Here is a 12614-nt window from a genome sequence, read left to right as displayed (position 1 = left end):
TCCCGTTGTCCATAAAGGGTGTGTATACCCCTCGTGGGTATATGGTACCGATCCTCGCCGATCCGGGCGGGGGCCCGTGCGGTTCACTGTGCCTGATGGGCGACACTGAGGGGACGCCGGTTAGCCGTGGCCGGATGATGCGCCTAGCATCAGCCTGACCCAACCCAGCACCCCGAGGACCCCACGTGCGATTTCGTCTGACCCCCAGGGAGACGAGCTTCTACGACATGTTCGCCGCGTCCGCGGACAACATCGTCACGGGCTCGAAGCTCCTGATGGAACTGCTCGGAGCGGAGCCTTCCGCCCGGGCCGAGATCGCGGAGCGGATGCGGGCAGCGGAACACGCCGGTGACGACGCGACCCATGCCATCTTCCACCAGCTGAACTCCTCCTTCATCACGCCGTTCGACCGTGAGGACATCTACTCCCTCGCGTCCTCCCTCGACGACATCATGGACTTCATGGAGGAGGCCGTCGACCTGGTCGTCCTCTACAACGTCGACGAACTGCCCAAGGGTGTCGAGCAGCAGATCGAGGTCCTGGCCCGGGCGGCCGAGCTGACCGCAGAGGCCATGCCGAACCTGCGGACGATGAAGGACCTCACCGAGTACTGGATCGAGGTCAACCGGCTGGAGAACCAGGCGGACCAGATCCACCGCAAGCTCCTCGCCCATCTCTTCAACGGCAAGTACGACGCCATCGAGGTGCTCAAGCTCAAGCAGATCGTGGATGTGCTGGAAGAGGCGGCCGACGCCTTCGAGCACGTGGCGAACACCGTGGAGACCATCGCGGTCAAGGAGTCCTGAGCTTCGTGGACACCTTTGCGCTGATCGTGACCATCGGTGTCGCGCTCGGCTTCACGTATACGAACGGCTTCCACGACTCCGCCAACGCCATCGCCACCTCCGTCTCGACCCGGGCGCTGACCCCGCGGGCGGCGCTGGCGATGGCGGCGGTCATGAACCTGGCAGGCGCTTTCCTCGGCAGCGGTGTCGCCAAGACGGTGAGCGAGGGCCTGATCGAGACGCCCACGGGCGACAAGGGGATGGGCATCCTCTTCGCCGCGCTCGTCGGCGCGATCATCTGGAACCTGGTGACCTGGTACTTCGGTCTGCCGTCCTCGTCCTCCCACGCGCTGTTCGGCGGCATGGTGGGCGCGGCGCTGGCCGGCGGGACCGAGGTGATCTGGTCGGGCGTGCTCGACAAGGTCGTCATCCCGATGTTCGTCTCGCCGGTCGTCGGCCTGATCGTCGGCTACCTGGTCATGTGCCTGATCATGTGGATCTTCCGCAAGACCAACCCGCACAAGACGAAGCGCGGCTTCCGTATCGCCCAGACGGTGTCGGCGGCCGGTATGGCGCTCGGTCACGGTCTGCAGGACGCCCAGAAGACGATGGGCATCGTGGTGATGGCCCTGGTCATCGCCGATGTGCAGCAGGCGGGCGACGACATCCCGGTGTGGGTGAAGGTCGCGTGCGCCGTGATGCTCTCGCTGGGCACGTACGCGGGCGGCTGGCGGATCATGCGGACGCTGGGCCGGAAGATCATCGAGCTGGACCCGCCGCAGGGCTTCGCGGCGGAGACGACGGGCGCGTCGATCATGTTCGGCTCGGCGTTCCTGTTCCACGCGCCGATCTCGACGACGCACGTCATCACGTCCGCGATCATGGGCGTGGGGGCGACGAAGCGGGTGAACGCGGTGCGGTGGGGCGTCGCGAAGAACATCATCCTGGGGTGGTTCATCACGATGCCGGCCGCGGCGATCATGGCGGCCGCCAGTTACTACGTGGTGCGGCTGTTCTTCGGGTAGCCGCGGGCCCCCGGGGCGGACGGGCCTGAAAGGGCGCCGGCCCCGTGGGTGTGCCCACAACGGTCGTACGGAAATGGGCCCGCCCCCTCGGTAGAGGGGGCGGGCCCTTCGTCTTGCGGTGGCACCGCCATGCAGCACCGCAGACGTGGCACCCGGAACCGTGGTGACCCTGGGCCGGGGGCGTTGGTGGTCGCCCCCGGTGGTGGGTACACACGGGCCGGACGTCTGTTATCCGAAGCGGCCGGAGATGTAGTCCTCGGTCGCCTGGACGCTCGGGTTGGAGAAGATGCGCTCGGTGTCGTCCAGCTCGACCAGCTTGCCCGGCTGGCCCACGGCCGCCAGGTTGAAGAAGGCCGTGCGGTCCGAGACGCGGGCCGCCTGCTGCATGTTGTGCGTCACGATGACGATCGTGAAGCGCTCCTTCAGCTCGCCGATCAGGTCCTCGATCGCCAGCGTCGAGATCGGGTCGAGGGCCGAGCAGGGCTCGTCCATCAGCAGGACGTCCGGCTCGACCGCGATCGCGCGGGCGATGCACAGACGCTGCTGCTGACCGCCGGAGAGGCCGGAGCCCGGCTTGTTCAGGCGGTCCTTGACCTCGTTCCAGAGGTTCGCGCCCTTGAGGGAGCGCTCGACGATGTCGCTGAGCTCGGACTTCTTGTACCGGCCGTTCAGGCGCAGGCCCGCCGCCACGTTGTCGAAGATCGACATGGTGGGGAACGGGTTCGGGCGCTGGAAGACCATGCCGACCGTGCGGCGCACGGCGACCGGGTCGACGTGGGAGCCGTACAGGTTCTCGTCGTCCAGCATCACCTTGCCCTCGACGCGGCCACCGGGGGTGACCTCGTGCATGCGGTTCAGGGTGCGCAGGAAGGTGGACTTGCCGCAGCCGGAGGGGCCGATGAAGGCCGTCACCGAGCGGGGCTCGACCGTCATGGAGATGTCGTCGATCGCCTTGTGGGCGCCGTAGTACGCGGAGAGGCCGCTGACGTCGATTCGCTTGGCCATATCAGTTCACTTCCAAGGTGGCCGCGGTCAGCGGCCGGTCTTCGGGGCCTTCCAGCGGGCGATGCCGCGGGCCACCAGGTTGAGGATCATGACGAAGGCGATCAGGACGAGCGCGGCGGCCCAGGCGCGGGCCACGGCGGCGTCGGTGCCGACCGCGTACTGCTCGTACACGTAGAGCGGCAGGGAGGACTGGGCGCCTTCGAAGGGGTTCGGGTTGATGAGCTTCGTACCGAACACGAGGAGCAGGACGGGGGCCGTCTCACCGGTGATGCGGGCGACCGCGAGCATGACGCCCGTGGTGATGCCGCCGATCGCGGTGGGCAGGACCACCTTCAGGATCGTGCGCCACTTCGGGATGCCGAGGGCCAGGGAGGCCTCGCGCAGCTCGTTCGGGACGAGCTTGAGCATCTCCTCGGTGGAGCGGACCACGACCGGCATCATCAGGATCGCGAGGGCCATCGCGCCGGCGAATCCGGAGGGCCCGAAGCCCAGCATCAGATTCCAGGTGGCGAGGATGAACAGACCCGCGACGATCGACGGGATGCCCGTCATGACGTCGACGAAGAAGGTGACGGCCTGGGCGAGCTTCCCGCCGCCGTACTCGACGAGGTAGACCGCGGTCAGCAGGCCGATCGGCGCGGCGATCAGGGTCGCGATGCCGACCTGCTCGATCGTGCCGAGCAGCGCGTGGTAGACGCCGCCGCCGGCCTCGGCGTCGAGGACGCCGTTCATCGAGTGGGTGAGGAAGTACGGGTCGAGGACTTCGAGGCCCTTGCTGATCGTGACCCAGGCGAGGGAGAACAGCGGGACGACGGCCAGGATGAAGCAGACCCAGACGAGGCTGGTCGCGACCCGGTCCTTGGCCTGGCGGGAGCCCTCCACCTTGGAGGTGATCGCGTACGTCGCGAGGACGAAGAACAGCGCGGCGATCAGGCCCCACTGGATGCGGCTGTGCCAGCCGGCCGCCAGTCCGAGGCCGACGGCCGCGGCGATCGACCCTATGGCGACGGCGAGGGGGGTCCAGCGGGGGAGCCGGGCGTGCTTCAGCGGGTCGTGCTGGACGGTGGCGGTGGTCACCGGGCGGTCCTGTATGGCGTTGCTCATCATGCGTTGGCCCCCGAGTACTCCTTGCGGCGGGCGATGATCCACCGGGCCGCGCCGTTGACCAGCAGGGTGATGACGAAGAGGACGAGACCGGAGGCGATCAGCGCGTCACGGCCGAACTCGTTGGCCTCGTTGAACTTCGCGGCGATGTTCTGGGCGAAGGTGCCGCCGCCCGGGTCGAGGAGGTGGCCCGAGAGGACGAAGCTGGGCGAGAGCACGACGGCGACGGCCATCGTCTCGCCGAGCGCGCGGCCGAGGCCCAGCATCGAGGCGGAGATGATGCCCGAGCGGCCGAAGGGGAGGACCGACATCCGGATGACCTCCCAGCGCGTGGCGCCGAGGGCGAGGGCGGCCTCTTCGTGCATCTTCGGGACCTGGAGGAAGACCTCACGGGTCACGTTGGTGATGATCGGCAGGATCATGATCGCCAGCAGGATGCCCACGGTGAAGAGGTTGCGGGCGACGCCGTCGCTGGACTTGTCGAAGATGTACGTCCAGCCCATGTACGCGTCGAGCCACTGGTTCAGGCCGTCCAGGTACGGGACGAGGAAGATCGCGCCCCAGAGGCCGTAGATGATGCTGGGGACGGCGGCGAGCAGGTCGACCACGTACGCGAGCGGCTTGGCCAGCTTGCGCGGGGCGTAGTGCGAGATGAACAGCGCGATGCCGATCGCGACCGGCACCGCGATCACCATGGCGACGATCGACGAGACGATCGTGCCGAAGGCGAGGACGGCGATGCCGAAGACCGGCGGGCTGCCCGCCGGGTTCCACTCGAAGGTGGTGAAGAAGTTCGTGGAGTCCTGGGAGATCGCGAGGACGGCGCGGTAGGTGAGGAAGCCCGCGATGGCGGCCATGATCACCAGCAGGGTGATGCCGGAACCGCGGGACAGACCGAGGAAGACCCGGTCGCCGGGGCGGGTCGCGCCCTTGGCGCGCCCGTCTTCTATGGGTGGTGTGGTGGTTGTCGTAGCCATTCTGACTCTCCGGTCTGCGGAGCCTGTACGGGTGTACGGGGCTCCTGGCGGCGGTGCACCGGATGCCGGGCCGGTCCGTCGGTGGTGGTGACGGACCGGACCCGGCCGGGGATCAGGACAGGGTGGGGACGATCTGGCGGACCTTGGCCGCGATCTCGGCCGGCATCGGGGCGTAGCCGGCGTCCGAGAGGACCTTCTGGCCGTCCTCGCTGATCGCGTAGTTGAGGAACGCCTTCAGGGTCGGCAGGGTCTCCGCCTTGTTGCCCTTGTCGCAGGCGATCTCGTACGTGACCAGGACGAGCGGGTAGGCGCCCTCGGCCTTGGTGGCGTAGTCGAGGGAGAGGGCCAGGTCGGAGCCGGTGCCCTTGACCTTGGCGGCGGCGATGGCCTTGGAGGCGTTCTCCGTGGTGGCCGCGACCGGGGCGGAGGCGCCGGTGTTCACGGAGACCGTGGAGATCTTGTTGGCGGTCGCGTAGGAGAGCTCGAAGTAGCCGATGGAGCCCTCGGCGTCCTTGACCGCGGTGGCGACACCGGAGGAGCCGTTGGCGGCCTGGCCACCGGGGGCGGGCCACGACTTCGACTTCGGGTCGTACTTCCAGTCGGCCGCGGCGGCGGTGGAGAGGTACTTGCCCAGGTTCTGGGTGGTGCCCGACTCGTCGGAGCGGTGGAAGGCCTGGATCGTGCTGTCCGGGAGCTTGGCGCCCGGGTTCAGCTTGGCGATCGCCGGGTCGTTCCACTTCGTGATCTTCGTGTCGAAGATCTTGGCGATGGTGGAGGCGTCCAGGACCAGGTTGTCCACGCCGCTCAGCTTGTAGCCGATGGCGATGGGGCCACCGACCATGGGCAGGTTGATGCCCTTGCCGCCGCCCGTGCAGATCTTCTGCGACTCGGCGACCTCTTCGTCCTTCAGGGCGGAGTCGGAGCCGGCGAAGGCGACCTGGCCCTGGTTGAACTTGGTGATACCGCCGCCGGAGCCGATGGACTGGTAGTTCACCTCGACGCCGGAACAGGCGGCCTGGAAGTTCTTGACCCACAGGTCCATGGCGTTCTTCTGCGCGGAGGAGCCCGCGGCGAGGAGCTGGCCCTTGGCGTCGTCGCACTTGATGTTCGAGGCGGCGGCCGAGGTCTTCTCGCCGTCCGGCGTGGTGCCGGTGTTGTTGTCCGAACCACACGCCGAGAGGACCAGGGCGCCAGAGACGACGAGGGCACCGATCGCGGAGGCGCGAAGCCCGTTCTTGCGCGAAAGCTTCACTTTCGGGTGTTCCTTCCAGAAGCCGCCAGCCGCGGACCGGGTGTCCTCAACGTTGTACGGCGGCGTGTGTCGGGGTGGTGGGTGCAGCGCTGTGCCTGTGCACCTTGTACGGCCGAAATTAGGCAGATCAGGTGAAGCGGCCGACGGGGGAGAGTGAACGGAAAGTGAACCGTGCCGGAAGGCGTGGTGTGGGGCCGTGTCGTCCGTTGCGGGCGCGTCCGCCCCGGGGACCCGGGCAGCCACGGGGGCGGTCAGCCCACGAGGGCGTCCAGGAGCTCGCGGTCCCTCGGCTGGGTCAGGCGGGCGCGGGCCTGGTCCGGGGGGAGCCAGGCGAGGCGGGTGACCTCCTTGCCCGGTTCGAACGTGCCGCCGAGCGCCTCGGCGGACCAGTACGTGACCTCTTTCGCGCGGCCGTTCGCCACGTAGTGGGCCGTCGGCAGCCGCCGCCCCAGGGCGCAGGACTGGCCGGTCTCCTCCAGGACCTCCCGTACCGCGCACTCCTCGGCCGACTCGCCGCGCTTCAGCTTCCCCTTCGGGTGCGACCAGTCGTCGTACTTCGGCCGGTAGACCAGGGCGATCTCGATGCCCCGGCCCGACGGCGCCGGGCGCCACAGGACGCACCCCGCCGCGAGAATCGCGGGCTCGGGCTCGGGCTCGGGCTCGGGCGCGGGCTCGGGCTCGGGCGCGGGCTCGGGCTCGGTCACGGCACCGGCGCCGTGGCGTGCTGCCAGGCGCGCTGGAAGGCGAACCGGGACGCCTCGACCTCGTGGCGCTGGTCCGCGTGGAGGACGCCCAGGGCATACGCGGTGGCCGGGGCGATCCGCGGGGTGCGGGCCGCCGTGGCCGCCGCGGCGGCCGCCTCGGAGGCGTCGCGGTGGCGATCGAGGGCGCGCCCGGCCTCGTAGAGGACCGGGTCCGGGGCGGCGGCGTGCAGGACCTCGCGGGCGTACCGGTGGAGGCGCAGCAGCAGCCGGGTCTGGTGCCAGGGCGCGTCCTGGGACTCGCCGGCCGCCAGGGCGAGGGCGTCGGCGTTGTACGGGTGGGCCGCGCGGGCCAGCGGCAGGCCGGCGACCGCCTCCGCCAGGCGGCGCTCGACGACCATGGCCGGCGCGTCGAGGACCTCGAGCGCCGGGGCCGCCCCCGCGGGCCCCAGCGGTACGTCGGAGGCCAGGAGCGCGACCGCGTCCGCGACCGCGTGGAAGCGGGAGGAGCCGAGCGCCTGGAGCGCCGCCGAGTGGGCCCGCGTACGGGCGAGGGTGAGCTGGCGGTCGAGCAGCGCGCCGGCGCGGGCGGCGCCGACCGTCAGGCCCGGCCCTTCGGAGCCGCGCGCGGCGGGCACCGGCCCGCCGTGACCGCCGCCGCTCGACAGGCGGGACAGCGCGTCCATCAGCCGGACGAGCCGGGAGGTGCAGGCGTGCTCCAGGGCGAGCGTCCCCGACAGCCAGGCCAGCTCCGTGCGCAGCGGATCGGCCCAGGTCGCGTCGAGGAGCGGCCGGAAGGTGTGCAGCGTGCCGCTGATACGGCGGGCGGCGGACCGCAGCGAGCGGGCCGCCTCCTCCGCGCCCGCCGTGTCCGCGCCGCTCTCCGTGTGCAGGCGCAGGCCGCGCAGGAAGTCCGCGGCCCGCGCCTGGAGGTAGGGGGAGAGGACCTCTCCCGCCGTGACCCCCGTGGAGATCTCCGTGGCCCTCTCGGGGGCCGTCTCCGTGGTGACGTCGTGGTCAGGGTTGTGCACGCCGGCGCCTCCGCGCGTCGATGAGCATCTCCTGGACGTGCCGCAGCGGCTGGCCCTCCGGGTCGGTCGCGTGCCGCGTCCAGTTCCCGTCCGGGCCGAGGTGCCAGGAAGAGGTGGTGTCGGACATTCCGGTCTCCAGGAGCCGGCTGAGGGCCGCCCGGTGGGCCGGGTCGGAGACCCGGACGAGGGCCTCGATACGGCGGTCCAGGTTCCGGTGCATCATGTCGGCGCTGCCCAGCCAGACCTCGGGCTCGCCGCCGTTGCCGAAGGCGAAGATCCGGGAGTGCTCCAGGAAGCGGCCGAGGATCGAGCGGACCCGGATGTTCTCCGACAGCCCGGCGACGCCGGGGCGGATCGCGCAGATGCCGCGGACCCAGATGTCGACCGGGACGCCGGCCTGCGAGGCCCGGTAGCAGGCGTCGATGACGGCCTCGTCGACCATCGAGTTGACCTTGATCCGCACGTACGCGGGGCGGCCCGCCCGGTGGTGGGCGATCTCCTTGTGGATCCGGGAGACGAGACCGTCGCGCAGGGACTTCGGGGCGGTGAGCAGCCGGCGGTAGGTCTCGCGGCGGGAGTAGCCGGAGAGCCGGTTGAACAGGTCGGAGAGGTCGGCGCCGACCTGCGGGTCGGCGGTGAGCAGGCCGAGGTCCTCGTAGAGCCGGGCCGTCTTGGGGTGGTAGTTGCCGGTGCCGACGTGGGAGTACCGGCGCAGCACCTCGCCCTCCTGCCGGACGACGAGCGACAGCTTGCAGTGCGTCTTCAGGCCGACGAGACCGTAGACGACATGGCAGCCGGCCTCCTCCAGCTTGCGCGCCCACTTGATGTTGGCCTGCTCGTCGAAGCGGGCCTTGATCTCGACGAGGACGAGGACCTGCTTGCCGCTCTCGGCGGCGTCGATCAGGGCGTCGACGATGGGGGACTTGCCGGAGGTCCGGTACAGCGTCTGCTTGATGGCGAGGACGTCCGGGTCGGCGGCCGCCTGCTCCAGGAACGCCTGGACGGAGGTGGAGAACGAGTCGTACGGGTGGTGCAGCAGCACGTCCCGTTCGCGCAGCGCCATGAAGATGTCGGGCGCGGAGGCCGACTCGACCTCGGCGAGGTCCCGGTGGGTGCCGGCGACGAACTTGGGGTACTTCAGCTCGGGCCGGTCCAGCGAGGCGATCCCGAAGAGGCCGGTGAGGTCGAGCGGGCCGGGCAGCGGGTAGACCTCGGCGTCGGAGACCTTCAGCTCGCGGACGAGCAGGTCGAGGACGTACGGGTCGATGGACTCCTCGACCTCCAGGCGGACCGGCGGCCCGAAGCGGCGGCGCAGCAGCTCCTTCTCCAGGGCCTGGAGCAGGTTCTCGGCGTCGTCCTCCTCGACCTCCAGATCCTCGTTCCGGGTCACCCGGAACATGTGGTGGGCCAGCACCTCCATGCCGGGGAAGAGCTCCTCCAGGTGCGCCGCGATGACGTCCTCCAGGGGGACGTACCGCTCGGGGGAGGCCTCCAGGAAGCGGGAGAGCAGCGGCGGCACCTTCACGCGCGCGAAGTGGCGGTGGCCGCTGACCGGATTGCGCACGACGACGGCGAGGTTGAGCGAGAGTCCCGAGATGTACGGGAAGGGGTGCGCGGGGTCGACGGCCAGCGGGGTGAGGACCGGGAAGATCTGCTGCCGGAAGAGGGTGAAGAGCCGGGCCTGTTCCTTCTCGGTGAGTTCGGGCCAGCGGATCAGGTGGATGCCCTCGTCGGCGAGTGCCGGGGCCACGTCCTGCTGGTAGCAGGCGGCGTGCCGGGCCATGAGCTCGCGCGAGCGGGTCCAGATCAGTTCGAGGACCTCGCGGGGCTGCAGTCCGGAGGCGGAGCGCGTGGCGACTCCGGTGGCGATGCGGCGCTTGAGGCCGGCCACGCGGACCATGAAGAACTCGTCCAGGTTCGACGCGAAGATGGCGAGGAAGTTCGCTCGTTCGAGGAGGGGCGTGTTCGGGTCCTCGGCGAGTTCCAGGACGCGCTCGTTGAAGGCCAGCCAGCTGCGCTCGCGGTCCAGGAAGCGGCCCTGGGGGAGCTCGCCGGCGGCGCCGTCGTCCTCGTACGCGTCGAGGTCGGTGTCCAGCTCGGGGTCGAGGCCCGAGACCTGGTCCGCGTTGACGGCGTGGGGGCGGTGCGCGGCTATCGACCCGACGGACGGCTGCGCGGTGGGCTCACCGTTCTGGGCGCTGTTCGCGGGCGTCCGCTTGGACGGCTTGCCGTTCTTGGCGGACGGCTTGGCGGACGGCTTTGCGGACGGCGTGGCGGAGGACTGGACCGGGACCTCGGCGGGCTGCTGGCTCATGGCCCCATTCTTCCGCGCGAAGGGGTGGTCGGGCGCGTCGGAGCGGGCCGTGGGGGAGGGAAGTCTCCCTTTGGGGAGCCCCTTGGGGCGGCGAGGCACGGCGGGCTTCATTGCGTGAGCGTCGCAAGCGCGTCTGAATGGCCGGTAACAAAGACATGTCGTGCCGGAATCGGGGGCGGGGCCCGTGAAGGCCCCGCCGACCGGTTTTCGGTGGCTCGATCCGTACGTTACGCGTGCCGGGCGCGCAGGACCCGGAACGCGGCGAGGAGGGCGAGGGCCGCGAGGGCGAGGACGATGCCGGTCTCGATCAGCTGGAGCGGCCAGTAGTGCGAGGCGGGGTGGTAGTCCGCGTACTGGGAGACGATGCGCATGTCGGAGGGGCAGATGCCCTCCGGGGTCCTCTGGTGGCAGATCCAGGTGGGAAACCGCTCCCCGGTCTCGGAGATCAGCCCGGACGCGGTCTCCCGCGCGCTGGCGGGCGTGATCGCGACGACCCCGCCGTGCTGCGCGTAGGACACGGTGCCGGTCGTGACCGGCATCAGCGACCAGCGCAATGCGCCGACGAGCAGCATGAGGGTGCCGGTGGCGAGGCCGGTGACGGCCATCGCGACGACGGTACGGCGGATCAGCTGGCCGAGCAGGGCGCCGAGGGCGAGGGCGAGGAGGCTGTGCGCGACGAGGACGGGGCCTGTCGCCTCGTACACCCCTCGGTCGTGCCAGAGGAACTGGTACGTCCCGGCGACATTGCCCCAGCCGAGCCGGAAGGTCCCGATCATGACGAGCGTGGCGGCGACCGTCACCGCGCCCGCCACCAGCAGCTTCGAGCCGAGCCAGCGGGCCGGGGGCACGGACTGGGTCAGGGCGAGCTTGTACGTCCCCGATTCCAGCTCGCGGGCGAGCATGGGGCCCGCGAGGTACGCGCCGACGAGCAGCGGGACGAGGAAGATGCCCGTGGAGGCCCAGTCCATGGCGATGCGCAGCACCGCGTAGCCGTTGTCCTGGTTGGTGCCGACCGTGCGGGAGTCCCAGTGCCGGAGCCAGAGCATGGTCGCGAGGCCGAGGGTCACGGCGACGGCCGCGAAGGTCAGGGCGGGCTTGTGCTGGCGGACCGTCACCCAGTACGGCCCCTTGAGGGCGAGGGCGCTCATGCGGAGGCTCCTTCGGGGGCGCGGGCGGCGCGGAGGTGGGCGAGGAGGAGTTCTTCGAGGGTCGGCTCGGAGGTCTGCCACGGTCCCTCGATCGGGCCCTCACGCCGTACGAGGGCGGTGAGCTGACGGCCCGTCGTGCGGGAGTCGACGACCGTGTGCGGGGCGAGGTCGGCGACCGGTCCGGTGAGCAGGGCGTGCGCGGCGATGAGCTCGTCGATGGCGCCGTCGAGCTGGACCTGGCCTCCCTCGACGAGGATCAGGTGGTCGCAGGAGCCCTCCAGTTCGCCGAGGATGTGCGAGGACATGACGACCGTCGTGCCGTGTTCGGCGGCCTCGGCCATCAGGGCGCCCATGAGCTCGTGGCGGGCCAGCGGGTCGAGGTCGGCCATCGGCTCGTCCAGGAGCAGCAGTCCGGCCCGCTTGCCCAGTGCGAGGGCGAGGGCGACGCGGGTGCGCTGGCCTCCGGAGAGGGAGCGGACGCGGGTGTTCGGGTCCAGCGGCCCGGCGGCGACGATCCGTTCGGCGAGGGCGGCGTCCCAGCGGCCGGGGTTGAGCTCCCGGCCCATGGCCAGGGTCTCGGCGACGGTGAGCTGCGGGTAGAGGGGCTTGTCCTGGGCGACGTAGGCGAGTTCTTCGCGGGCGGGGGCGTGGATGGTGCCCTCGGTGGGCTTGATCAGCCCCGCGGCGAGGGCGAGGAGCGTGGACTTGCCGGCGCCGTTGGGGCCGACGAGGGCACAGATCCGGCCGGCGGGCAGCCGGAAGGAGCAGTCCCGCAGGGCCCGGTGCGGTCTGCCGCCTCCGTACCGTTTGCCCAGGCCTATGGCCTCCAGGGCCAGGGCGGTGTCGGTCGTCATGCGTCGTCCCCCTTGAATTGTTCGTCCAGTACGGAAGTGAAGAGCGCGGCCACGTCGTCCCTGTCCAGGCCGGACTCCCGCGCCCGGCGCGCCCAGGCGGCGAGTTCGCCGCGCAGGGGCGAGTCGGCGGGCGTGGTGCCGAGCGTCGCGCGGACGAAGGTGCCGAGGCCCCTGCGGGCCTCGACGAGGCCCTCGCGCTCCAGTTCGCGGTAGGCCTTGAGCACGGTGTTCGGGTTGATGGCCGTCGCCTCGACGACCTCGCGCGCGGTGGGCAGCTTGTCGCCGGGTTCCAGGACGCCCATGCGCAGGGCCTGTTTGGTCTGCTGGACGATCTGGAGGTAGGTGGCGACTCCGCTGCGCCGGTCGATGCGGTACTCGAGCACGTTCTTCCACCACCCTTTCACTAATCAAGTAGTGA

Annotated in this window: 12 protein-coding genes; 2 read left to right on the top strand and 10 right to left on the bottom strand. The window is 70.5% G+C overall.

All coding sequences use genetic code 11. The features are described from left to right. Positions 1-185 precede the first annotated feature (185 nt). Positions 186-806 carry a DUF47 domain-containing protein gene (locus FDM97_RS34295; RefSeq protein WP_137994359.1) on the top strand — a complete coding sequence of 207 codons (621 nt, stop codon included), beginning with the start codon at positions 186-188 and terminating at the stop codon, positions 804-806. A 5-nt stretch (positions 807-811) separates the two neighbouring features. Then, positions 812-1810 carry an inorganic phosphate transporter gene (locus FDM97_RS34290; RefSeq protein WP_137994358.1) on the top strand — a complete coding sequence of 333 codons (999 nt, stop codon included), beginning with the start codon at positions 812-814 and terminating at the stop codon, positions 1808-1810. A gap of 228 nt (positions 1811-2038) precedes the next feature. Here the strand turns inward: FDM97_RS34290 and pstB are convergent, their stop codons facing one another. The 10 genes from pstB to FDM97_RS34240 all read right to left on the bottom strand — a co-directional run bounded on the left by pstB (position 2039) and on the right by FDM97_RS34240 (position 12579). Then, the gene (pstB, locus tag FDM97_RS34285; protein ID WP_137994357.1) at positions 2039-2815 is read right to left on the bottom strand and encodes a phosphate ABC transporter ATP-binding protein PstB; all 777 of its coding nucleotides are present in this window, start codon (positions 2813-2815) and stop codon (positions 2039-2041) included. 27 nt (positions 2816-2842) lie between these two features. Further along, positions 2843-3919, bottom strand: coding sequence for a phosphate ABC transporter permease PstA (gene pstA, locus FDM97_RS34280; RefSeq protein ID WP_137995199.1), 1077 nt, complete (start codon positions 3917-3919; stop codon positions 2843-2845). Next, positions 3919-4896 (bottom strand): phosphate ABC transporter permease subunit PstC, encoded by a 978-nt coding sequence (pstC, locus tag FDM97_RS34275; RefSeq protein WP_137994356.1) that lies wholly within the window; start codon positions 4894-4896, stop codon positions 3919-3921. The genes pstA and pstC overlap by 1 nt, the downstream gene beginning before the upstream one ends. Before the next feature lie 112 nt (positions 4897-5008). Next, positions 5009-6148 carry a phosphate ABC transporter substrate-binding protein PstS gene (pstS, locus tag FDM97_RS34270; RefSeq protein ID WP_137994355.1) on the bottom strand — a complete coding sequence of 380 codons (1140 nt, stop codon included), beginning with the start codon at positions 6146-6148 and terminating at the stop codon, positions 5009-5011. Between the two features lie 251 nt (positions 6149-6399). After that, positions 6400-6783 carry an NUDIX hydrolase gene (locus FDM97_RS34265; protein WP_137995198.1) on the bottom strand — a complete coding sequence of 128 codons (384 nt, stop codon included), beginning with the start codon at positions 6781-6783 and terminating at the stop codon, positions 6400-6402. 65 nt (positions 6784-6848) lie between these two features. Then, positions 6849-7880: a CHAD domain-containing protein gene (locus FDM97_RS34260; RefSeq protein WP_137994354.1), complete on the bottom strand. Its 1032-nt coding sequence runs from the start codon at positions 7878-7880 to the stop codon at positions 6849-6851. Beyond that, positions 7867-10194 carry an RNA degradosome polyphosphate kinase gene (locus tag FDM97_RS34255; protein ID WP_175439339.1) on the bottom strand — a complete coding sequence of 776 codons (2328 nt, stop codon included), beginning with the start codon at positions 10192-10194 and terminating at the stop codon, positions 7867-7869. The genes FDM97_RS34260 and FDM97_RS34255 overlap by 14 nt, the downstream gene beginning before the upstream one ends. Positions 10195-10421: 227 nt before the next feature. Then, complete coding sequence (locus FDM97_RS34250; protein ID WP_137994353.1) at positions 10422-11342, bottom strand: ABC transporter permease; 921 nt, start codon at positions 11340-11342, stop codon at positions 10422-10424. Further along, positions 11339-12196: an ABC transporter ATP-binding protein gene (locus tag FDM97_RS34245; protein ID WP_137994352.1), complete on the bottom strand. Its 858-nt coding sequence runs from the start codon at positions 12194-12196 to the stop codon at positions 11339-11341. The genes FDM97_RS34250 and FDM97_RS34245 overlap by 4 nt, the downstream gene beginning before the upstream one ends. Further along, a complete protein-coding gene (locus FDM97_RS34240; protein WP_137994351.1) occupies positions 12193-12579 on the bottom strand; it encodes a GntR family transcriptional regulator in 387 nt (128 codons plus the stop codon). The genes FDM97_RS34245 and FDM97_RS34240 overlap by 4 nt, the downstream gene beginning before the upstream one ends. Positions 12580-12614 lie beyond the last annotated feature (35 nt).

Origin of the sequence: Streptomyces vilmorinianum (assembly GCF_005517195.1) — a bacterium.
Taxonomy (GTDB): domain Bacteria; phylum Actinomycetota; class Actinomycetes; order Streptomycetales; family Streptomycetaceae; genus Streptomyces; species Streptomyces vilmorinianum.
The sequence above is the reverse complement of the archived record's forward strand: the minus strand, read 5'-3'. Positions and strand labels throughout refer to the sequence as shown.

Coding starts and splice junctions, on each gene's coding strand:
- pstB (WP_137994357.1), bottom strand. CDS start 2,815: ATGGCCAAGCGAATCGACGTCAGCGGCCTCTCCGCGTACTACGGCGCC.
- pstA (WP_137995199.1), bottom strand. CDS start 3,919: ATGAGCAACGCCATACAGGACCGCCCGGTGACCACCGCCACCGTCCAG.
- pstC (WP_137994356.1), bottom strand. CDS start 4,896: ATGGCTACGACAACCACCACACCACCCATAGAAGACGGGCGCGCCAAG.
- FDM97_RS34255 (WP_175439339.1), bottom strand. CDS start 10,194: ATGAGCCAGCAGCCCGCCGAGGTCCCGGTCCAGTCCTCCGCCACGCCG.
- FDM97_RS34250 (WP_137994353.1), bottom strand. CDS start 11,342: ATGAGCGCCCTCGCCCTCAAGGGGCCGTACTGGGTGACGGTCCGCCAG.
- FDM97_RS34245 (WP_137994352.1), bottom strand. CDS start 12,196: ATGACGACCGACACCGCCCTGGCCCTGGAGGCCATAGGCCTGGGCAAA.